The 21,747-nt window shown below is 31.4% G+C and carries 21 protein-coding genes; 8 read left to right on the top strand and 13 right to left on the bottom strand.

The genetic code is table 11. From position 1 onward, the window contains the following. Nucleotides 1–137: 137 nt before the first annotated feature. Complete coding sequence (locus tag N5E64_RS10650) at nt 138–1,256, top strand: ionic transporter y4hA (RefSeq protein WP_280037551.1); 1,119 nt, start codon at nt 138–140, stop codon at nt 1,254–1,256. A 60-nt stretch (nt 1,257–1,316) separates the two neighbouring features. Here N5E64_RS10650 and N5E64_RS10645 read toward each other — a convergent pair whose 3' ends face one another. The 4 genes from N5E64_RS10645 to truA form a co-directional block, all read right to left on the bottom strand. Then, nucleotides 1,317–2,267: a LysR substrate-binding domain-containing protein gene (locus N5E64_RS10645; RefSeq protein WP_038333906.1), complete on the bottom strand. Its 951-nt coding sequence runs from the start codon at nt 2,265–2,267 to the stop codon at nt 1,317–1,319. Nucleotides 2,268–2,402: 135 nt separating this feature from the next. After that, nucleotides 2,403–2,819 carry a hypothetical protein gene (locus N5E64_RS10640; RefSeq protein ID WP_280037549.1) on the bottom strand — a complete coding sequence of 139 codons (417 nt, stop codon included), beginning with the start codon at nt 2,817–2,819 and terminating at the stop codon, nt 2,403–2,405. 77 nt (nt 2,820–2,896) lie between these two features. Continuing rightward, a complete protein-coding gene (locus N5E64_RS10635) occupies nt 2,897–4,657 on the bottom strand; it encodes an ABC transporter ATP-binding protein (protein ID WP_280037548.1) in 1,761 nt (586 codons plus the stop codon). Next, a complete protein-coding gene (truA, locus tag N5E64_RS10630; protein ID WP_125350165.1) occupies nt 4,644–5,399 on the bottom strand; it encodes a tRNA pseudouridine(38-40) synthase TruA in 756 nt (251 codons plus the stop codon). Before truA ends, N5E64_RS10635 begins: the two co-directional genes overlap by 14 nt. A 34-nt stretch (nt 5,400–5,433) precedes the next feature. On the opposite strand from truA, the gene N5E64_RS10625 reads away from it, so the two are divergent. Beyond that, on the top strand, nt 5,434–5,925 hold the full coding sequence (locus N5E64_RS10625) for a metallophosphoesterase (RefSeq protein ID WP_125350164.1): 492 nt from the start codon (nt 5,434–5,436) through the stop codon (nt 5,923–5,925). Nucleotides 5,926–5,968: 43 nt separating this feature from the next. On the opposite strand, the gene N5E64_RS10620 is transcribed toward N5E64_RS10625, so the two are convergent. Beyond that, nucleotides 5,969–7,003, bottom strand: a complete 1,035-nt coding sequence (locus tag N5E64_RS10620; protein ID WP_219034553.1) for an alpha/beta hydrolase — start codon at nt 7,001–7,003, stop codon at nt 5,969–5,971. A 223-nt stretch (nt 7,004–7,226) separates the two neighbouring features. On the opposite strand from N5E64_RS10620, the gene N5E64_RS10615 reads away from it, so the two are divergent. After that, nucleotides 7,227–7,439 (top strand): DUF2071 domain-containing protein, encoded by a 213-nt coding sequence (locus N5E64_RS10615; protein WP_280037545.1) that lies wholly within the window; start codon nt 7,227–7,229, stop codon nt 7,437–7,439. Between the two features lie 55 nt (nt 7,440–7,494). Here N5E64_RS10615 and N5E64_RS10610 read toward each other — a convergent pair whose 3' ends face one another. Further along, complete coding sequence (locus N5E64_RS10610; RefSeq protein WP_219034554.1) at nt 7,495–7,974, bottom strand: GNAT family N-acetyltransferase; 480 nt, start codon at nt 7,972–7,974, stop codon at nt 7,495–7,497. Between the two features lie 161 nt (nt 7,975–8,135). On the opposite strand from N5E64_RS10610, the gene N5E64_RS10605 reads away from it, so the two are divergent. Continuing rightward, nucleotides 8,136–8,366: a CDGSH iron-sulfur domain-containing protein gene (locus N5E64_RS10605; protein ID WP_280037543.1), complete on the top strand. Its 231-nt coding sequence runs from the start codon at nt 8,136–8,138 to the stop codon at nt 8,364–8,366. A 152-nt stretch (nt 8,367–8,518) separates the two neighbouring features. Here the strand turns inward: N5E64_RS10605 and mnmA are convergent, their stop codons facing one another. The 3 genes from mnmA to N5E64_RS10590 all read right to left on the bottom strand — a co-directional run bounded on the left by mnmA (nt 8,519) and on the right by N5E64_RS10590 (nt 12,125). Continuing rightward, nucleotides 8,519–9,712: a tRNA 2-thiouridine(34) synthase MnmA gene (mnmA, locus tag N5E64_RS10600; protein WP_038333879.1), complete on the bottom strand. Its 1,194-nt coding sequence runs from the start codon at nt 9,710–9,712 to the stop codon at nt 8,519–8,521. 64 nt (nt 9,713–9,776) lie between these two features. Further along, nucleotides 9,777–11,093 (bottom strand): Na+/H+ antiporter NhaC family protein, encoded by a 1,317-nt coding sequence (locus N5E64_RS10595; RefSeq protein ID WP_219034557.1) that lies wholly within the window; start codon nt 11,091–11,093, stop codon nt 9,777–9,779. A gap of 165 nt (nt 11,094–11,258) precedes the next feature. Then, nucleotides 11,259–12,125, bottom strand: a complete 867-nt coding sequence (locus tag N5E64_RS10590; RefSeq protein ID WP_125350158.1) for a cupin-like domain-containing protein — start codon at nt 12,123–12,125, stop codon at nt 11,259–11,261. A 142-nt stretch (nt 12,126–12,267) separates the two neighbouring features. Between N5E64_RS10590 and N5E64_RS10585 the strand changes: the two genes are divergently transcribed. After that, complete coding sequence (locus N5E64_RS10585) at nt 12,268–12,705, top strand: hypothetical protein (RefSeq protein WP_280037539.1); 438 nt, start codon at nt 12,268–12,270, stop codon at nt 12,703–12,705. A 91-nt stretch (nt 12,706–12,796) separates the two neighbouring features. Further along, complete coding sequence (locus tag N5E64_RS10580; protein ID WP_280037537.1) at nt 12,797–14,950, top strand: OmpA family protein; 2,154 nt, start codon at nt 12,797–12,799, stop codon at nt 14,948–14,950. Between the two features lie 63 nt (nt 14,951–15,013). Here the strand turns inward: N5E64_RS10580 and N5E64_RS10575 are convergent, their stop codons facing one another. After that, a complete protein-coding gene (locus tag N5E64_RS10575) occupies nt 15,014–16,219 on the bottom strand; it encodes an RsmB/NOP family class I SAM-dependent RNA methyltransferase (RefSeq protein ID WP_280037536.1) in 1,206 nt (401 codons plus the stop codon). A 54-nt stretch (nt 16,220–16,273) separates the two neighbouring features. Further along, nucleotides 16,274–16,696: a thioesterase family protein gene (locus tag N5E64_RS10570; protein ID WP_038333857.1), complete on the bottom strand. Its 423-nt coding sequence runs from the start codon at nt 16,694–16,696 to the stop codon at nt 16,274–16,276. A 363-nt stretch (nt 16,697–17,059) separates the two neighbouring features. On the opposite strand from N5E64_RS10570, the gene N5E64_RS10565 reads away from it, so the two are divergent. Beyond that, nucleotides 17,060–19,192 carry a Tex family protein gene (locus tag N5E64_RS10565; protein ID WP_114999249.1) on the top strand — a complete coding sequence of 711 codons (2,133 nt, stop codon included), beginning with the start codon at nt 17,060–17,062 and terminating at the stop codon, nt 19,190–19,192. A 75-nt stretch (nt 19,193–19,267) separates the two neighbouring features. Here the strand turns inward: N5E64_RS10565 and N5E64_RS10560 are convergent, their stop codons facing one another. Next, a complete protein-coding gene (locus N5E64_RS10560; RefSeq protein ID WP_219034560.1) occupies nt 19,268–19,771 on the bottom strand; it encodes a DUF2314 domain-containing protein in 504 nt (167 codons plus the stop codon). A 42-nt stretch (nt 19,772–19,813) separates the two neighbouring features. Beyond that, nucleotides 19,814–21,202, bottom strand: a complete 1,389-nt coding sequence (locus N5E64_RS10555; RefSeq protein WP_280037534.1) for an HTTM domain-containing protein — start codon at nt 21,200–21,202, stop codon at nt 19,814–19,816. A gap of 72 nt (nt 21,203–21,274) precedes the next feature. On the opposite strand from N5E64_RS10555, the gene N5E64_RS10550 reads away from it, so the two are divergent. Then, complete coding sequence (locus N5E64_RS10550; protein ID WP_280037533.1) at nt 21,275–21,676, top strand: thiol-disulfide oxidoreductase DCC family protein; 402 nt, start codon at nt 21,275–21,277, stop codon at nt 21,674–21,676. Nucleotides 21,677–21,747 lie beyond the last annotated feature (71 nt).

Genomic DNA, 21,747 nt, shown 5'->3' with positions numbered 1-21,747 from the left:
TTTATGATAATTAAATGTTATAATTATTATTATTTATGATAATTAAATGTTATAATTATTATTATTTATGATAATTAAACATATTAATTATCAATAATACTTATTATTTTTGTACTTAATCTAAAACCATATATTGAATGCATGTAGACAATTTTATTTCAAAAAAATTCAATTTAGCATTACCATATTGGACAATTATTTGCCCAATTCTTGCCATAATTTCATTAGGACTTGCCGATAATTTTAAAGAACAAATATGGCTTTCAAGTGTTTTAGGAGCCATATTAATTTTTGCTGTATTAGCTGCTGTACATCACGCAGAAGTTGTTGCACACAAAGTTGGAGAGCCTTTTGGAACAATTATTTTAGCATTGGCCATTGCCGTCATTGAAGTTTCACTTATTGTCTCATTAATGATGTCAGAACCTACAGGAACACCATCTATGCTCGCTAGAGATACTGTTTTTGCTGCTGTCATGATTATTTTGACCGGGATCATAGGAATGTGTTTATTAGCCGGAGGTGTACGTTATAGAGAACAAAATTTTATCAAACAAGGTGTTTCAACTGCTTTAATTACTTTAGTTGCAATATCTATATTAACCTTAGTTTTACCTAATTTTTTAACTTCAGAAAAAGGAGGAGAATTTTCGACAAGTCAATTAATTTTTGTAGCAATTATTTCGTTGATTTTATATGGCGGATTTATTTCCGTCCAAACCATTCGTCACCGTGATTATTTCTTACCACAAAGTAGCAAAGATAATGTAACATCAGAATTGCATGTCGAAAAACCAAATTTACTTACAACGATTTCGAGTTTGGTTTTATTATTAGTTGCTTTGTGTGCAGTTGTTTTGTTATCAAAAAAATTATCGCCAACCATCGAAACAATTGTGATGGATTTAGGCGCTCCAAAATCATTGGTGGGAATTATAATTGCCGGAGTTATCTTATTACCAGAAGGTTTAGCTGCATATAAAGCAGCAAAACAAGACCGTTTACAAACAAGTCTTAACTTGGCTTTAGGTTCTGCATTAGCTTCAATTGGATTAACAATTCCTGCAGTAGCAATTGTTTGTTATTTCACAGGATTGGAAGTTACATTAGGAATAGATGCAAAATCATCTATCTTATTAGTATTATCCTTGTTCACTGTTTATTTATCATTAAATTCTGGTCGAACAAATATTCAGCAAGGAATTGTTTTATTAACACTTTTTGCCACGTATTTATTTACTACAATAGTTCCATAAAGGAAATTAAAAGACATAAAAAAAACGACTCAAAATTAAATTTTGAGTCGTTTTTTGTTTTTATTTTTTTGGTAAAGAAACCATATTCGAATCTAATTTTTGATCTTTTTCTAAGAATATTTTTCCTCTCAAAATACTTTGAATTGTATTGATTAACTCTTTTTCGAAAGAATCTCTTAATTGAGATTGATGAAAAATCAACGAAACTTCTCGCGTTGGAACTGGCGACTCAAAGTTTTTGACAAATTTCTTATATTCTTGTGGCAAATCATCTGCAACCAAAGCAGGCAACAAAGTCATTCCGTATCCATCGTTTGCTAATTTAACTAAAGCTTCAAAACTTCCTGAATCTAACTTAATCGGACGATTTTTTAGATTTGAAGTATCACATAAAGCCAACACATTATTTCTGAAACAATGTCCTTCTTGCAAGATTAATAAATCAGAAGTGTTTAGATCATCTTCATTGATTTTATCTTTGTCAGATAAGCGATGCCCGTTTGGCACATAAGCCACCAATGGTTCATAATAAAGAGGTTTTTCGATAATTTGATCCTCGAAAAGTGGCGAAACCACAATACCAAAATCCAACGAACCATCTTTTATTCCTTTTATAATTTTATCCGTTTGCAATTCTTTGATAATAAGATTCGATTTCGGATTATTTTTCTGAAATGTTTTATAAAATAATGGTACCAAAGAAGGTAAAACAGTAGGAATAACACCAATAATGAAATCACCTTCTAACAAACCTTTTTCTTCGTTTACCAAGTGTTTCATTCGGTTAGCTTCCATTAAAATTGTTTTTGCTTGCGCAACAATTTTCTCTCCAATTTGAGTGATTTTGATTGGATGCGATGTTCTATCGAAAATATCAATATTCAATTCTTTTTCCAATTTCTGAATCTGCATACTCAATGTTGGTTGAGTTACAAAGGATTTATCAGCAGCAATTGTAAAGTTCTTATGCTCAGCCACTGCCAGCACATATTGTAATTGTACTAATGTCATATATAAAAATTGATATCTATAAATTTTTGTGATAAAGATATACATTATTATATTATCAATCTATATCTTAAATCATAATTTAATCCATAAAAAAAGCCCGAATAAATTCGAGCTTATCATTAAATATAAATTTAATTATTTGTTTAATTGTTTCTGAATTTCAGCTGTCCAATCTTGTAATTTTTTTGCGTCTTCTGGTTTCAAAGTTTGAGTAAAACCTTGTAATTCTTTTTGGAAATCTACTGATTGTTTTGTCAATTCAGCTAATTTATTTGCATCACCAGCAGTTGCAGCTAATTTCATATCAGCAGCCCATTTGTTGTATTTCCCAACAAATTCAGTAATTTTTGGATCAGAGAAAGTCGGTAAATCTTTTGCTACTTCAGCAACTTTATCCATTGTCTCTTTTCCAGCTTCTACTTGTTCTTCCACTGTATTTGCAACATTTTCTTGTGTATTTTCTACTTTTGCATCTACTTTTTCTTTTTCAGATTTACAAGAAGATAAAGAAACTACACTTAATACTGCAGCAGCTAAAAATAACTTTTTCATTTTAAATTAGAGTTTTATAGTTAATATTTTTGATTGTACAATTTAAACAAATCTAACGATTTATTTCTGTTAAATTTTTAATTTTCTTTCGAGAATTGGACTTCATATAAATTGGCGTAATAACCTTTCTGAGCCAACAATTCACTATGTGTACCTTGCTCAACAATCATTCCACTATCCATCACAATAATTTTATCTGCATTTTGAATCGTCGCCAAACGATGTGCAATAATGATAGAAGTTCTACCTTGTGTTAGTTTATCCGTTGCTTTTTGTATCAATTCTTCCGACTCTGTATCAATAGAAGAAGTTGCCTCATCCAACACCAAAATCTCTGGATTATAAATATATGCTCTCAAAAACGAAATCAATTGACGTTGACCTACAGAAAGTGTCGAACCACGCTCGCTTACCTCACTGTAATAGCCTTTTGGTAGTGACATGATAAAATTATCAATTCCAATAATTTTCGCAGCATTTTGTACTTCTTCCAACGAAATATCTTTATTTCCTAAAACAATATTGTCGTAAATCGTTGTATTAAACAAGAAAACATCCTGCAAAACAACCGCAACGTGTTGACGTAAATTCTTCAATTCCATATCATGAATATTCACATCATCTATTTTAATTGTTCCAGAATCGATGTCATAAAAACGACTCAATAAATTAATAATTGTGGATTTTCCTGCTCCTGTCGCACCTACAATTGCAATTTTTTCTCCTGGTTTTGTCGAAAAAGAAATTCCTTTCAATACTAAATTATTCGGAACATAAGAAAACTTCACATTTTCAAAATCGATTTTACCTTTTACATGATCCAATTTTATTGTTCCATTATCTGGCAACGTTTGATCATCATCAATAATTTTGAACACACGATCTGCTCCTACCAAACCACGCTGAATGGTATTGAAACGTTCTGCAATTGCACGCATTGGCGCAGTTAACAACGTAACATATTGTGTAAAAGCAATCAAATCTCCGACAGAAACATCTCCATAAACAGCAGTTCTAAGACCTCCAAACCAAATCAAACTTCCTGTTGCTAAAGCCGAAATAATATCGACAACAGGAAACATTAATGAAAAATAGAAAACTGTTTTTAGATAATTTTTCTTTAGATCATTATTAATCGAAACGAATTTATTGTATTCTGCTTGCTGACGATTAAAAACCTGAATAATATTCATTCCTGTTAATCGTTCTTGCACAAACGTATTCAGCTTCGCTACAATTGTACGTTCTTCTTGGTAAACATTTTTCAATGCTTTTTGAAATAATCGTGTAATAATCATCATCAATGGAAGAATCACAATCACAACCGTTGCTAAAACCCAGTTCATCCAATACATCACAACAACGATGAAAATGATTTTTAGTACATCGCCCAACATCACTAAAATTCCGTCATTGAAAACCTCAGCAATCGTTTCAATATCAGAAACTGAACGCGTTACCAAAACTCCATTTGGCGTTTTATCGAAGTAACCAAGCTTGAATTTGATCAAATGATTATACAAACGAACGCGTAACAAACGGATAACTCGTTGTGCAACAACATTCGCTAAATAAACCATAAAAAAAGACAAAATTCCTTCGAAAACTAACACCAAAGATAGTTTCACGATTTGCATTTGAAGCCCTGGTAAATCTTTTGTCTGAATATAATCGTCGATGATATTTCCCGTTAAATACGGACGATAAACAGAAAAACACGCACTAAAAACCGCTACAAAAACCACCGACCAAAACATCACTTTGCTTTGTGCTCCGATTTGCAAAACACGTTTTAATCCATTAAAATCAAACGATGTATTCTCGTTATTTGAACTCATTTTTAAATAATTCTTTTGGATATTGAACATCTACCAAATACAAACCCTGCGCTGGCGCCGAAGCTCCTGCCGAAGAACGTTGTTTTTGTTCAATAATTTCTTCAAAATCTTGGATAGAAATTTTTCCTAATCCAACCTCAACCAATGTTCCAACAATTGCGCGCACCATATTTCGCAAAAAACGATCAGCAGTGATTTGAAAAACCAATTGTCCGTTTTCATTTTTGCGCCAAAATGCCTCCCTTACATCGCAAATATTTGTTTTCACATCGGTATGTAATTTAGCAAAACTTCCGAAATCTCCTTGCTTAATTAACAATTTTGCTGCTTCATTCATTTTTTCAATATCCAATTCTCGGTTAAAAATCCAAGCACTATCAAACGCGAAAGGATCTTTGAAAGGTGAAATAAAATAATTGTAAGAACGCGAAGTTGCATCAAAACGAGCATGCGCTTCATCATCCATCAAAAATAAACGATAAGCAGCTATATCCTTTGGTAAAAAAGAATTTAACTTTTTGATTATATCAACCGATAATTCTTCTTCATAATCAAAATGAATAAACATCTTTTTCGCATGAACACCAGAATCTGTACGCCCTGCTCCGACAATCGAAATTTCTTTTCTTAAGATTTTAGACAATCTATCTTCAATAACTTCTTGAACCGAAATTTGATTGGGTTGAATTTGATAACCAAAATAATTTTTTCCGTTGTATGCTAATTCTAAAAAATATCGCAATTGTTGTAAATTTGAGCAACAAAAATACAACCTTTTGAAGAAAATTCTTTTACTTTCGGACACGCATTCTTATATCGACGATAGAATTTTGGAATATGCGCAACAAGCAGACGAAATTTGGCATGCTGGCGATATTGGCGATATTTCTGTAACCGATAAATTGGCTGAAATAAAACCTTTGCGTGCTGTTTATGGAAATATTGATGATAATAAAGCTCGCGCAGAATTTCCGCTCAACAACAGATTTACGTTAGAAGGTGTTGATGTTTGGATTACACATATTGGCGGTTATCCAGGAAAATATAATCCTACAATACGAAAAGAAATCACAGAAAATCCTCCAAAATTATTTATTTGTGGACATTCACACATTCTAAAAGTAATGCCTGATAAACAATTAGGGTTAATTCACATGAACCCTGGCGCAGTTGGTAAACACGGTTTTCAGAAAGTTCGTACAATGTTACGGTTTGAGTTGAATAAAGGAAAAATTGAAAATTTGGAAGTGATTGAATTTAAGAAATGATTTTCGAATCTCGCATTTCGAGATTCGAAGTTCGCATTTCGCTTTATTTCGCCAACTTGAATTCTTTCAGAATAGTAACAAACTTCGAATTAGTGATATATTCTCTAAATTCGTGCGAATCTTGTCCAGAAAAATCTGTTTCTTCTAAGAATGTATAATTTTTAGAAAGCTCATCATATAAATCTTTTTTGTAACCAAAATCTGTCGCAATCAAACTTCGAGATAAAACCCCAATCTTTCCTTTCCCTAATACATAATCCGTATTATTTATCGTGATATGCATGCGTTTTAACTGAGGTGTAAAGGTTTTTAATTGATTATTATCCAATGTGAAATCAACTTTTCCAATCGCAGGTGCCAACATAATGCTGTAAATTTTATTATTATTTTCTAACAAAGTTTCTGCATTCGTAAAATCGACATGATGCGCAGTTTCAGCACGTTTTATCTCACTTTCACGCAACGAAGGATTCACCAACGAGCTCAAAACAACCGATGCGCCACGACTATGCGAAATCAAATAAACGTCTTTGTTATGAATGACATTCAAAATTCTACGAAGCCCGAAAACACCCGCCATTTGGCTATTTGTCGTTGCACTTACCCAAACTTTTGCAGTACCAAAAAGACTCTCGTTCACCAATCCATCCCAATAAAAATTAATCACCTCATCATTCGAAGAATTAATATTCATATAAGTTTTGGCTTTATTGTAATTTTTCAGGCTAAACAAATAATCATTATCAATTCCATGCACAAAAATGATGACACGTTTCTTATTTTTAACTCTTTTTTCGATATTTTTTAAACGCAAACTTTCATAAGAAGTTAATTGATTTTGAAAGTTGTTTTCAGTCGCAATTTTCATCAACGAATAATCTCTACGACTTGCATTTCTAGGAGGTTTACCATACGATTTCAACCAATTATCTGGGTAAAAATTTCCGTTTTGATCCACAAAAGAACTTGTTGTATTCGGTTGAATAAAATTATTTGGATTCTGAGAAGTTGGCACATTATGTATTGCTGCACATGACGTTAAAAAACTAATCACGAAGATATAAAACAAGTTTTTCATATGATAAAAATTGGTATGCGAAGTAACTACAATTTTCTTTATTTCGCAATAGATTTTGCACCTTCAACCATAAGTTTAACAAGGTTTTAAGTGAAATATACGATCAAACAAATTCTAACCGAAAAAAAATCATCGTGGTTGAAATGACCCAACAAAACGATGGAAATATTATCAAGAATGGAACAGAGCGTTATTTTTTCATTACAGAATTGACAAAGAAATTTTGAGAGAATTAGTTCCAAAAGATTTAGAAATTGATGAAATAAATGATTCTGCTTGGGTTTCGCTTGTCGCGTTTACGATGAAAAAAATTCGACCTCGCTTTTTGCCTGCACTCTCTCCTACTTCTGATTTTGACGAAATTAATTTGAGAACGTATCTCACAAAAAATGGAAAATCTGGTGTTTATTTTTCATCGATTCGAGACCAGATTTAATGCATTATTCAGAAGGTGTGCAAGTTGTCGCTTGGAAAAGGATAAAGTTTAACAATTAAATTTTCTTTCTCAATAAATGTTGCATTCCATTGAACCATTCTCGTTGAGAACCATCATCTATATAACCAACTTTTAGATACAAATCATATGCTGATTTATTTTTGAAATTAACCGCTAAAACCAATTCATCAATTGTAGGAAAATTATCTTTTACAAAATCATCCATCAAACTCATCGAAATTTTTCCGTAACCTTTTCCTTGAAACTCAGGGTTTATTGATAAAGAACGCAACAACAACGAATTCGTATTATTCGTCATCTCCAATTTATCGTCACCATAGTCTAACACAAAAAAACCAATTGGTTCATCATCTAACAAAATTGTAATTGGTTTTGCATGTCCATCTGTGCGTAATTTCAAACGCTCAAAAGTCTCGCTAGGTAAGGCTGTAAAAGAAATTTGATCTTCTGGTAAATGATATAACAAAGCATTGTGATGTTTAATTTCTGTATGTTTGAGTTGAATTGTTGGCATAATCATTATTTTCAAATAAAAGTAATCAAAACATTCTAAATCCTATGTAAAAACAACAACGTTTATCTATTAAATTATAATCAATTACTGCACAAAATTTAAACTCATTCTAACCAAAATAGTTTTTAAATTGTAGTAAATATCAGTCTAAATCTACAATTATGGATGATCAAAACAAGTTAAATATTCAAATAGGAACAAGTCAAAATACAGATGGTATCTATATAGAAATCACAGAAAATGGACCTTATATCTTGCACGGAAAGCCTAAAATTGTTCAGCAGTTTATCATTCCAAATCAGCAAGGAATTTCTGTCAATTACCAAGAAGGAGAAAAATTTGAAGCAAAAGATACAACTTATCTTTGCCGTTGTGGACAATCTTTTAATTAGTCTTTTTGTGATGGAACACATGCTTAGATGAGATTTCAAGATGGTTTACCAAAGCAACAAAAAGTAAAAGGATTTTTTTTTAATAAATGATATTAACATAAAACGCTCAAGAAAATCTTGAGCGTTCAATATAATAATGATGTTTATATTTTTTAATTATTAATTACACCAGAGCCTAAAAGTTCGTCTTCAACATACCAAGCACAGAATTGACCTTCTGTAATTGCAGATTGAGGGTTTTCAAATTCAACATACATTCCGTTTTCAGCTTTGTGTAAAATTGCTCTTTGCAAAGGTTGGCGGTAACGAATACGCGCCATCACTTCCATTGTTTCGTCGGTTTTCAAAGTTAAATCTTCGCGAACCCAATGTACTTCCTCTTCTTTTATAAACAATGCTTTCTTCAATAAACCTGAATGATCAGCGCCTTGACCTGTGTAAATAACATTAGTCTCTACATCTGTATCAATAATAAACAAAGGTTCTACTTTTCCTCCAACTCCCAATCCTTTTCGTTGACCGCGAGTGAAATAATGTGCGCCTTGATGTTTACCTACAATATCTCCGTCTTCTTGTTTGTATGAGAAACCTTTTGCTTCGAAATCTAATGCTTCATATTTATTTTCAAAAGTTGGAATTTCTCTTTTATATCCGTTCCAATATTTGGCTATTTCTACAATTACACCTTCTTTTGGTTTTAATTGTTGTTGCAAAAATTCAGGTAAACTAACTTTTCCAATAAAACATAAACCTTGCGAATCTTTCTTATTCGCTGTAACCAAGCCTTGCTCTTGCGCAATTCTTCTTACTTCTGGTTTTTCTATATCTCCAATTGGGAATAATGCTTTGCTTAATTGATCTTGCGACAATTGACACAAGAAATACGATTGATCTTTATTGTTATCGTTACCTTTTAACAATTGAAAAATCTCTTTTCCATTTTCATCAATTGTAGAAGTTTTTCGTGCATAATGCCCTGTTGCTACATAATCTGCACCAAGTTCTAAAGCTGTTTTCAAAAACAAATCGAACTTAATTTCTCGGTTACATAACACATCAGGATTTGGTGTTCTTCCTTGCTCGTATTCATTGAACATATAATCTACAATACGTTCTTTGTACGAATCAGACATATCAATTACCTGAAAAGGAATATCTAATTTTTTAGCTACCAACAAAGCGTCTGCACTATCTTCTATCCATGGGCATTCATCTTCCAACGTTACCGATGCATCGTTCCAATTACGCATAAATAATCCGATCACATCATAGCCTTGCTCTTTTAGCAAATAGGCTGTAACACTTGAATCTACTCCTCCAGAAAGTCCTACGACAACTCTTTTCATCTTAAAAAATTTCAGTCTACAAAGTTATAAAATAATATTCGACGAATGATTATCCTACATCAATCTATTTTTTGAATGATTTTGGCTGAAAAAATAAGATAAAAATAAGCGTACAAATTCCAGTTAAAAATGGATAATATAAGTTAGATAACACATCAACCGAAGAAACCTTTGTTGCACTTGAAATTGTATTTGCAGCTGCAACCGCTGCCAAAACTTGCGCACCATAAGGTAAGATTCCTTGTACAAAACACGAAACCGTATCCAAAATACTTGCCACACGTTTTCCCTCTAAATCATGATGATCAGAAATATCTTTTGCAATTTTACCACAAATCAAAATTGTAATCGTGTTATTTGCCAAACAAGCATTCGCCAAAGCTGTAAGCGACGCAATACTCATCTCAGCCTGACGTTTTGTTTTAATATTTTTGGTTAGATGATAAATGATAAAATCTAATCCACCATTCAAACGAATAATTCCAACAATTCCACCAATAATTAAACAAATAATACTCAACTCAAACATTCCTTTAAAACCTTCATTAATAGAAGAAACTAAGTCTAGTAAAGGAACACCAGAATAGAACAAACCAATTCCAAGAAACGAAAGAATTCCTACAATTAAAGCCCAAATCACATTAATTCCAGACATTGCTAGTCCAAAAACTAATAGATAAGGTAAGATTAAAATCAAGTCAAAATCTAACTGTTTTCCTTGAAAATTGGTTGTGTCAAAATGTTGAGAAAGTGAAAAATATATAATCGTCGAAACAATAGCTGCTGGAACTACTATTCGAAAATTAGTTTTAAATTTAGATTTCATGCTCACTTCTTGCGTACGTGTTGCAGCAATTGTTGTATCAGAAATAAATGATAAATTATCGCCAAACATCGCTCCACCAACTACTGCTCCTAACAAAATTGGCATAGAACCTGGAATCATTTTATCCATTTGCACTGCAATCGGCGCAACAGTTACAATTGTTCCAACCGATGTTCCCAAAGCCGTCGCAATAAAACAAGATAACAAAAAGAAACCTGCTACAATAAAGGAAGAAGGAAGATAATTCAAAAATAAATTCACTGTTGATTCTACAGCACCAATTGTAGATCCTAAACTTCCAAACGCTCCAGCGAGAAGAAAAATTAAAATCATCAACATAATGGTTTCTTCACCCGCATTCTTACAAAAAGCCTCGGCTTTCGTATGAAATGAAACCTTAGGGAATTGAACAAATGCAATTACTAATGCTAACATGAAAACAACCAATGCTGGAACAGAATAAAAATCGTTCAGATAAATAGATGCCGAAAAATAGACAAGTATGAAAATGATTAAAGGCAATAAAGCCCAAAAATTTCCTTTTTTTATGATCATATTACTAAAAATTCAGAAAAATATTCTGCAAATATCTATCGAAATTTTAAAACATGAAAATCAAATATTTATTGATTTATAAGTTTTTAGGACAGTAGAATAAAAAAAGGAACATCTTTCGAAAGATATTCCTTCATTTAGAAAAATTTTCTAAAAACTGTATTTTTATTTCGCAATTAATTTATTTGTTTGTGTAATTGCGCGCTCATTTTTTTCTTCAATCCAAGTTTTACCTTTTATTTTTCGCATCACATTATCGTATGTACGCATCAAAAATATGTTATAAATCGCTTCGGACAAATTTTTTGGTTTATGTGCCAACGAACGCAAACTCATCGAAAAACCTGGCGTCAAATATTTCATATAATGCCACCAACCTTCTGGCATATAAAGCATTTCTCCGTGTTTTAGGTCTGCAACCATCGGATTTATATTTTTCAGCGCTGGCCATTTATCGAAATCAGGATTATCAAAATCAATATCTTCTCTACAAATTACCGAATGCGGAATTTTGTACATGTATTTCGAATCCTTTGGCGGAACAATAATACAACGTTTTTTTCCTGCAAAATGGAAATGCAAAATATTCGCTAAATCGATATCATAATGCATAAAAACATTCGATCCTTCACCTCCAAAAAATAACATTGGCATCGATTTGAAAAGATTCAAACCCAAATCTGGCATTTTATAATCTTGTTGCAATTGCGGAACTTGACTCATCAAATTGTACAAAAATATACGCAAATCTGTCGGCTCACTTTGCAACAAATCTACATATTCAGACATTTTCATCTTTGCTACTGGTTCATTTACTTTCTTCGTATAATCAACCGGATCATTATTGTATAAAGGGACAACCTTGTTGCCTGCAACTTGTTTTATATACTCAAAATTCCACTTTTCGTACGCAGGCCAATCCTCTGTAATTCGCTCTACTACAACTGGTTTTTGAGGTTTAACGTAATATTTCTGAAAATCTTTTGCAGAAATACTTTCTACTCTTTCAACTTCTGTGAAATTAAAATTCATCTTTTATGTAAAATAAAGTGCAAATTTACTTAACTTTTTTGTTAAATCTGAATGATGCAATTATTAAACCAATCTTTTTTGAAAATAGTTTAATAACTATTTATTTTAAACTAATTTAGTTCAAATAAGAAATAATACTAATATGAAACTAAAATTACTTTATTTATTTTTCCTTTATTCTTCTATAGTTTTTCCACAACAAAAAGACGACTCAAATAAACCTATAAGTTTATTAGGTTGCGAAAAAACAAAAGATAAACAGATGAGAATGATTTGCTCAACTAAAAAAATGAGTGAATTATATAGCAATTATATGAATAAATATATAAAAAAACACATTGATAGAGTTCCTCAAGGAAAAACTCGAATTACTTTTATAATTTCAAAAGAAGGAAAAATAGAAAACCTTGGTTATTCTGACTATAATAATGAAAAGTTTGCAAAATTTTCACTATATATTTTACAAGAAATTAAAAATGATTTTGATAAATATAATATTACTTTTAATCCAATTAAAAATCAAAACCAAGAAGTTATTGACTATAATTTTAGTTTACCTATCAGTCTAAAAATTGAATAATCTTTTAAGAATGATACTTAAATCTTTATTTTTTTCCATCTTTTTTATGCTACCGAATACGTTTTGTTGTGCACAGCAAATTTTTCCGTATTTGGAACTTAAAAATGAGGAAGATTTTGAAAAAATAGAAGCAATTTCTCTCGAAAACAACTACAATTTTCATCATTTATTGGGAAATTTGAGTCATAATTTTACTTTTCAGAACAATTCTTCGGAAGATATTTCGGCTAAATTTATTTATCCTTATCAAGCTTCTCAAAATGTGTACGAATTAAAAGCTTTTGTAAATGATAAAATTTTCGAAATTCAATCCAAATCGATTGTAGATATTCGAAAAGAGTTAAAAAATATTGATACTTCAACTATTTTTAAAAATCAACAAAACAATCAAGTTTTACAATTAGATTTAGGAAAAATTCCTGCACATGCTACACTAAAAATTCAGCTAAAAGTTTCGAAAATTGTTGAAGAAAATAATTTGAATTATCAAGTTTCGTTTTTAGAATTTATCGTGAAACGAACAGAATCTTTTACCCAAATTCATCGTTGGAACAATCAATTGAATGGTTTTCCGAAAAACATAAATTCAGATATTCATCTTTCGGGAAATTTTCCGATTTCAAAAATTGTTTCTGATTTAAAATTTTCAAAGGAAGATGATCGAAATTATGTTTCAAAAAATTCCGATAAAAAGATTCCAACTCTTCAATATGCTTATACAAAAAATGAACTACAAACCGGAATTGAAACGTTTACTGAAAATGGTTGCGATTATTTTTTAGGAACAATTGAACCTGCAAATAATCCTTCTAAATATAATGCTCCACGAGAATTTTTGTTCGTTTTGGATGCTTCTGGTTCTATGATGAATCAACCAATTGAAACTTCCAAAAAATTGATGAATCAACTTCTTCCAAATCTAAACGAAACAGATAAATTTAATGTGTTGGTTTATTCTACGAAAAATGAATTAATTTTTAATTCTTCTCAATTTCCAACGAAAGAAAACATCAATTTAGCTTTAGAAAAAATTAATTCTTTGAGTGGAACTGGCGAAAAATTATTGGATGAAGCAATAGAGCAAATTCAGAAAAATCCTTTTGATAAAAATTATAAACGAATCATTGCAATTATTTCTGATGGAGCGATAAATTTGAATGAAACGGTTTACAATTCACTCCGAAATTATGCAAAAGACACACAATTTATAACATTAGGAATTGGAAAAGAATTGGATTATCATGCGATGAATTTTATTAGTTTGGCAACAGGAACGCTTCCGATTACGGTCAATGAACCAAGAGAATTGAATCAGAAAATAACACAATTTCAGCAAGCTGTTTTGAATTCTTCTATTTATCATCTTAAAGTTCAATCATCCCAAATCAACCTCAACGAAACGCTTCCGAAGAATTTCAATACGTATTTAGCTCAAAATTCTGTCAATTTTGTTTCACGCGATTGTAATCGTCGTTATCCAAAAAAAATAGAAATTATTGGTAATCAATCGAACCAAAATTTCACTCAAAATTTTGAAATCAAACAACCAAATCCAAGTGAATTTACCGAAGCAATTAAGTTTTATTGGGCAAAACAAAAAATTGATTATCTCTTAAAAGATGAGGAACGTTGCGGTGAAATGTGCAAAAAAGATGGACGATATCGAAAAGAAATTGAGAAAATTGGAACTGAATTCAATATTTCAACACCTTATAATTTATTGATCCAGAAAGGAAATATAGAAAATTACAACAATGATTATGATACAGATGGCGATGGCGTGATGGATATCGAAGATGAATGTCCGTATATAAAAGGAAATCGTTTTGGAAATGGCTGTCCTGAAAATAATTTGAGTGATAAAAAGATTGGAAATTATGTTCAAGATTATTCAAATTATTTAATGGAAACCGTCGAATTTGATTTTGATAAAGCTGAAATCAGAGCTATTGATTATCCAAAATTGGATGAAGTTGTTGCAATTATGAAACGAAATCCATCACATCATTTTGTTATCGAAGGTCATACAGATGCGGTTGGAACAGAATCTTACAATATAGATTTATCACAACGAAGAGCAAACGCTGTGTTGAATTATTTGGTAGAAAAAGGTCTAAATAAAAATCGATTTTCAATTTCCGCTAAAGGCTTTTCAGACTTGAAACACAAAGAATGTAATCCTGCTGCAAATTGTATTGATTGGAAAAATTTTGAGAATAGACGAGTTAGATTTAAGATAAAATAATTATTGTAACAAAAAAAGACCAAGCTTTCACTTAGTCTTTTGTATCTTATAATAATTAACAGCTTAAGAAATTCTTTCAATCAAAGCCATGTAGAATCCATCATAATTAGTTTGAGATGGATAATGCATTTTATCTGAAACCATTTTATAATTTGGATTATTCTTCAAGAATTTTTCTACTTGCTGCTCATTTTCTTGTGGTAAAATAGAACAAGTTGAATAAACCATCATTCCTCCAACTTTAATGATTTTAGAATAATCAGCTAATATTTTTTCTTGTGTTGCTAATATTTCGTCAATAAATTCTGGTCTTAATTTCCATTTTGCATCAGGATTACGTTTCAAAACTCCCATTCCAGAACAAGGTGCATCAATCAATAAGCGATCAGCAGAATTCTCCATACGCTTGATTGTTTTTGCTTCAATCACCTTTGTTTGTACATTCTGAACATTGTTACGTTTTGCACGGCGTTTCAATTCTTTCAATTTCCAATCGTACAAATCCATTGCAATAATTTGCCCTTTGTTTTCCATCAAAGCAGCTAAATGCAATGTTTTTCCTCCGGCACCAGCACAAGCATCTACCACACGCATTCCTGGTTGAACACGTAAATACGGCGCAATCAATTGCGATCCTGCATCTTGAACTTCGAACCAACCATTCTGAAATTCATCTGTACGGAAAATATTTGTTTTCTCTTCTAGCTCTAAAGCATCTTGATATTTCGATAAAACTTTCGTTTTTATTCTACGCTCCTTCAACGCTTTTTGTAATGTTTTACGGTCTGTTTTCAAGGAATTCACACGTAAAACTGTTGGTGCTTGCGAGTTCATTGCATGCACTTCATCTAACCAACGATTTCCCAACGACTTCTCTCCTAACTCGAACATCCAATCTGGATACGATTCTGCAACCGCAATATTTTTAGACGAATTGTGATGTCTTTTCAAGACTTCTTTTGGATAGATTTTTTGAAATTCTTCCCATTTTGGTAACGTTTGCTCTGGATCTAAAGCAAACCAAGTTCCAACAAACTCCCAAATTGTATCAGGAGAAAGCGGACGGCTCATTGCCCCTTCAACCAAACGTTTCCAACGAACTAAATCGTAAACCGTTTCGGCAATAAAAGCACGATCGCGCGCTCCCCATTGCTTATTCGATTTCAATGTTCGCTCAACTTCTTTATCTGCATATTTTCCTTCGAAGAAAATTTGTTGCAATGTGTCGGTAATTCCGACAAATAAATTTTTATATGGTAAAATCTTCATAACTCGGTGCAAATTTACAAAGACTTAAATGATTAGCGTAATTAATTTATAAGATTATACAACTTCAAAAAGATCTTTTATCTTTTGAGGAACCTCAACCACTTTATTTTGCTGATAATCGAAGGTCACAATTCCTGTTTTCGCTTTTGCAATTAATTTATCTTTTGTAGAAATTTTATAGATTACATCAAAACTAACACGCGAAAAATCTTGCACACCAATCTCAATCAACAATTCATCGCCATAAAAAGCTTGATTTTTATACTCAATCGCAACATCACCCATAATCACGCTTACACCTCCAAAATCTAATTCCGAATAGCCATAATGTTGAAAAAACTGAATTCGCGATTCATGTATAATGGACAATACTTTATCGTTTGCCAAATGATTTCCATAATTGAGATCAGTTATGCGTACTGGTATTATTGTTGAAAATAAAAATTTGTCTAAAAAATCTAATTTTATACGAGCCATTTTGTAGATATCTTTGCTCAAAGATAAGAAAGTTGTATAAAAAAAAAACGGGTTTAAGCTCCTCAGCTTAAACCCAATTGATTTTAAAAAAAACTTACACTAGTAAGTATAAATTTAACATTAAAAAAAATCAATCTTACTCTCTACTACCTATGGTCAAATTTAGAAATAATTTAATAAATACCAAAACTTTTTAGAAATTTTTTATTATTCTTTTTTATTTAAAATAAGACTGATATAAAAAACTCTAAATATTTAGATTATTATATAAAAAAATACTCTATTAAATACGACCTATATAAATAAAACATGCTATTTTTTATATTTGTGAAAAATAGTAATTTGCAAGGCCAAACTTTTAACATGAATTTGATTCAATACATTCATCAACATCTTAATTCTATTTCAGAAAAATCAATCAACAATACAGTAAATTGTTTGAATGAAGATAATACCATACCCTTTATTGCAAGATATAGAAAAGAGGTCACAGGAAATCTTGATGAAGTTCAAATTTCTGCTATAAAAAAACTGCAAAATCAATACAATGAAATTGTTTCTCGAAAAGAATTTATTTTAAAAACATTGGAAGAGCAGAATCAATTGAGTAACGAATTACAACAACGTATTCAGAAAAGTTTTGATTTGGTTCAATTAGAAGATTTATATCTTCCTTATAAAAAGAAGAAAAAAACACGTGCAACCATTGCAAAAGAAAAAGGTTTAGAGCCTTTGGCAAAAATCATCATGAAGCAAAATAATATTCCTGATTTGGATGATTTAGCAAAAAAATATCTAAATGAAGATGTGATAAGTATCGAAGATGCTTTTGCAGGTGTGCAAGATATTATTGCAGAATGGATCAATGAAAATGAGTATGTGCGTCATCGATTGCGAGATATTTTCAGAAAATCTGCTTTGATTGAAAGTAAACTAATAAAATCTAAAATAGATGATGAAGATTCGGCTAAATACTCGAACTATTTTGAATACGAAGAACTATTGAAAAAAATTGCTTCTCACCGATTATTGGCTATTTTACGCGGCGAAAATGAAGGCTTCTTGAAAGTAAATGTATCAATTGATAAAAAAGAAGCCTTCAAATTTCTTGAATACACGTTGATCAAATCTATTCAACCAGAAGTTTCTTGGGTTATTGAAGAAGCTATAAAAGATGCATACAAACGACTTTTGGCTCCTTCAATCTCGAATGAAGTGTTGAAAGAAGCAAAACAAAAAGCAGATGAAACATCAATAAATGTTTTTTCGAAAAACTTAAATCAATTGCTTTTGGCGCCACCTCTGGGAGAAAAACGAATTTTAGCGATAGATCCTGGTTACAAATCGGGTTGTAAAGTGGTTGTATTAGATGAGCAAGGTGATTTGTTGCACAACGAAAACATCTATCCGCATGCGCCTCAAAATGAAAAAACACAAGCCATCAAAAAACTAAAATCGCTTGTCAGCGCTTATAATGTAGATGCAATTTCAATAGGAAATGGAACGGCTTCTCGCGAGACAGAAAATTTGGTACAGAACATTGCATTTGATCGTCCACTAAAAGTTTTTGTTGTAAATGAAGCTGGAGCTTCTGTATATTCGGCTTCTAAAATTGCACGCGACGAATTTCCAGATAAAGATGTTACCGTTCGCGGTGCTGTCTCTATAGGTCGCCGTTTACAAGATCCTTTGGCAGAATTGGTAAAAATAGAGCCTAAATCGATTGGAGTTGGTCAGTATCAACATGATGTCGATCAAACTTTATTAAAAAATGAGTTGGATGATGTTGTTTCTTTCTGTGTAAACAAAGTTGGTGTAAATCTGAACACAGCAAGCAAACATTTACTAAATTATGTTGCAGGAATTGGTGAAAAAATGGCTGAAAATATTGTAGAATATCGAAGCGAAAATGGTGCATTTAATTCGAGAAAAGAGTTACTAAAAGTTCCTCGTTTGGGCGAAAAAGCATTCTTACAAGCTTCTGCTTTTTTACGAATTCCGAATGCAAAAAATCCATTAGATAATTCTGCTGTTCACCCAGAATCGTATGCTCTTGTAGAGAAAATGGCGAAAGATTTGAAAGTTGATTTGAAAGATTTGATTCAAAATAAAGAATTGATTAATCAACTTGATTTAACCAAATATATTACCGAAAAAGTAGGTTTACCAACTTTAGAAGATATTAAAAAAGAACTTGAAAAACCTGGTTTAGATCCGCGTTCTACAGCCAAAGTTTTTAGTTTTGATCAACGATTAAAGAAATTCGAAGATTTGCAATTGGGCATGAAAGTTCCTGGAATTATTAATAATATTACCAATTTTGGCTGTTTTGTAGATATAGGAATCAAAGAAAATGGTTTGATTCATATTTCTAAAATTTCGAATGAATTTATTTCAGATGTAAATTCAAAAGTGCATTTGAGTCAACAAATTGAAGTAACCGTAATTGGAATTGATACAGAAAAACGTAAAATTCAATTGTCTTTGATTGATTAAGGAAAATAATTTCAAAATTAAAAGGCAATCTAACGAAAGATTGCCTTTTTGATTTTATTATTTTCTGAGCAGAAATTAATCCTCAAATTTTACTTTATATTGTTTATCAAACTCTTTTTTCTGCGCATCAGTCATTTTACTACGCATATATTTTATTGTAAATCCACCAATCATTTTATCACCTTTATAATACATCCAATCTGATAATTTAGTTGGATCTATCACAATTGTATCATTGTGTTTAACCAATTTTGTGTATTGAGGTACGTTGTCCACAATTCCTTTTAATTGGTCGTTGTCCGAATATACATCACGAATCCAAATATGCTCTTTTTGTGTCGCATTCGGAATATCATACATTTGTTTGACAATAAAATTAGTTGTCGTTGTATCTTTCATCGACAACGCCAATTTGAAATCATCAAACGTTTGTTGCGCTTCCTTCCCAATACTATCCAAATCTTTTTGTTCTTGCTTTTGCTTATCCAAACCTTTATAAGCTTCTACTCCAGCATTTTCTTTGTTACCACAAGAAAATAATAAAACCGAAAAAGCTATTGCGAATAATGTATATTTCATAATTGTATTTCTTTGATTGTTGTCCTATAAAGTTACATAAATTTATTCAAAATAAGATAAATTCAACTCTTTTGGTGTTGGCTGAATCCATTTTTGATGACCAAAATAACTCCAAGTTGTATAAGCTAAATTGTAATTTGGATTTGTAAATTGATAATAATCGCTACCATTGACAGAAACTTTTGCATCCACAAAAACTTTGACATCTTTCACGCCATTTTTCGCATAATCATATTTTACATAGCGCGCAAATTGCCACATCATATCTGGACTAACTGCCATTTTTGACATTTGTTTGAAGGTTAGATATTTAGTCAAATCTACTTTCTCGCGTTTCAAGAATTTACCTTTTTTCTGTGGATCTGGTTTCGAAACATAAACCACAACTTCACCTGCTTTGTTACGCAACATCATTCGCCAAGCCATGCGATGACCTTCCTCTGTCCAAAAAACATTTCCTGGAATAAAATAATGACGAATAGGTAAATAAACTTGCCAAAGCACATAGAAACACATCAAATAAGAGAACATGACACGACGTGTTGTCAATAAATTATCATCATCTGAACGATCCATCATAAATGATTTTTTAGGAAAAATAACTTCCTGAATTTTAACGGGATTATAAAAGAAAATTAACATTGCCAAAGCAAAGAAAGGAAATATCCCAATCCCGAAAACTGCTGAATTGAAAATATGAAAGGCTACTGCGCATTTAAAAGCAATCCCGCGCGTTCTATTCATCAACATTGCAGGAATAATCAATAAATCAAAAAAGAAACCACCCCAAGCAAACACTTGCGCAAACTCTAAACTACTTACAACTTTTCCTAAACCAACAAGATTATATTTTGTCGTCAATAAATCTCCATATTCATGGAATTTCATTTGTAAAAAAACTCCGTTAAACCAATCTGGATAAATCTTAGCGAAAGCGGCAAAAGTGTACACAATCAATAACTGAATAATGAATAATGTTGGTACCCAATTGCGCATCGTTAGGCGTTTTATTTTCGGGAAAATCAAACTATCAATCGAAAAGAAATGATGCGCAGGAATTATTGTCATCATCCACGAAACTAGCATAAACAGATAATAATGGTTGTTGTAACTTGTTTTTTGCATGAAATACGTCAACGACCATAAAATGGAAAATACGATAATAGAAAATCGGTAAGCAAAACCAAACACGATAAACCAGCCTAAAATTCCCATGAGCACATACAAATAAATCATATTTTGTCCCAAGAAAACATTGGTCCACTCGAATCCGATGAACGAAAATGTAATGTGTGGTTCAACAAAATTTGTTTGTACCCAACCTGTAAAAATGGCTCCCCAACATTCTGCAACAATTAATAAACCAAAGATTATTCGGAAAATTACAAGTGGAGAATTATCAACTTTTCGGAATAAATATTCGCTAAACATGATTGATTGTTAATTTTGGCTAATTTAAAAATAACCTTTCGAGTTTAGCTACTTTTGGCGTATATTTATTGTATGAAAACGAGGAAAATTATTTTGTATGATGGAATTTGCAATTTATGCAATCAATCTGTTCAGTTTGTGATTGAACATGACAAAAAAAATCAGTTTCGTTTTGCTTCGTTACAATCTGATTTTGGACAAAATTTCTTGAAAGAAAATAATTTAGACGCTACTCAATTTGATTCTGTCGTTTTTATTGAAGATGATAAATTTTATACCAAATCATCTGCAGCACTTAAAATTTCGAAATATTTGGACGGAATAACTTCGTGGTTGACTATTTTTATGATTGTTCCAAAACCTTTGCGCGATGTGGTTTATAGTTTTATTGCGAAGAATCGTTATCGTTGGTTTGGAAAACAAGAAAGTTGCTGGCTTCCTACTCCAGAATTGAAAGCAAAGTTTTTGGAATAGAAAAATCTATTTTAATTTGAAAACTCTGCGAATCAATAAGTATAAAAAGTAAATTGTTAATACTCCTATAA

The sequence above is a fragment of the Empedobacter sp. GD03739 genome (assembly GCF_029843245.1).
GTDB lineage: Bacteria > Bacteroidota > Bacteroidia > Flavobacteriales > Weeksellaceae > Empedobacter > Empedobacter falsenii_B.
Note: the sequence above shows the minus strand (reverse complement) of the source record. Positions and strands in the feature narration are given on the sequence as shown.

Excerpts from the sequence above, each read along its gene's own strand:
- N5E64_RS10650 (WP_280037551.1), top strand. The coding sequence starts at position 138 with ATGCATGTAGACAATTTTATTTCAAAAAAATTCAATTTAGCATTACCA.
- N5E64_RS10645 (WP_038333906.1), bottom strand. The coding sequence starts at position 2,267 with ATGACATTAGTACAATTACAATATGTGCTGGCAGTGGCTGAGCATAAG.
- N5E64_RS10640 (WP_280037549.1), bottom strand. The coding sequence starts at position 2,819 with ATGAAAAAGTTATTTTTAGCTGCTGCAGTATTAAGTGTAGTTTCTTTA.
- N5E64_RS10635 (WP_280037548.1), bottom strand. The coding sequence starts at position 4,657 with ATGAGTTCAAATAACGAGAATACATCGTTTGATTTTAATGGATTAAAA.
- N5E64_RS10620 (WP_219034553.1), bottom strand. The coding sequence starts at position 7,003 with ATGAAAAACTTGTTTTATATCTTCGTGATTAGTTTTTTAACGTCATGT.
- N5E64_RS10610 (WP_219034554.1), bottom strand. The coding sequence starts at position 7,974 with ATGCCAACAATTCAACTCAAACATACAGAAATTAAACATCACAATGCT.
- N5E64_RS10605 (WP_280037543.1), top strand. The coding sequence starts at position 8,136 with ATGGATGATCAAAACAAGTTAAATATTCAAATAGGAACAAGTCAAAAT.
- mnmA (WP_038333879.1), bottom strand. The coding sequence starts at position 9,712 with ATGAAAAGAGTTGTCGTAGGACTTTCTGGAGGAGTAGATTCAAGTGTT.
- N5E64_RS10595 (WP_219034557.1), bottom strand. The coding sequence starts at position 11,093 with ATGATCATAAAAAAAGGAAATTTTTGGGCTTTATTGCCTTTAATCATT.
- N5E64_RS10590 (WP_125350158.1), bottom strand. The coding sequence starts at position 12,125 with ATGAATTTTAATTTCACAGAAGTTGAAAGAGTAGAAAGTATTTCTGCA.
- N5E64_RS10585 (WP_280037539.1), top strand. The coding sequence starts at position 12,268 with ATGAAACTAAAATTACTTTATTTATTTTTCCTTTATTCTTCTATAGTT.
- N5E64_RS10575 (WP_280037536.1), bottom strand. The coding sequence starts at position 16,219 with ATGAAGATTTTACCATATAAAAATTTATTTGTCGGAATTACCGACACA.
- N5E64_RS10570 (WP_038333857.1), bottom strand. The coding sequence starts at position 16,696 with ATGGCTCGTATAAAATTAGATTTTTTAGACAAATTTTTATTTTCAACA.
- N5E64_RS10565 (WP_114999249.1), top strand. The coding sequence starts at position 17,060 with ATGAATTTGATTCAATACATTCATCAACATCTTAATTCTATTTCAGAA.
- N5E64_RS10560 (WP_219034560.1), bottom strand. The coding sequence starts at position 19,771 with ATGAAATATACATTATTCGCAATAGCTTTTTCGGTTTTATTATTTTCT.
- N5E64_RS10555 (WP_280037534.1), bottom strand. The coding sequence starts at position 21,202 with ATGTTTAGCGAATATTTATTCCGAAAAGTTGATAATTCTCCACTTGTA.
- N5E64_RS10550 (WP_280037533.1), top strand. The coding sequence starts at position 21,275 with ATGAAAACGAGGAAAATTATTTTGTATGATGGAATTTGCAATTTATGC.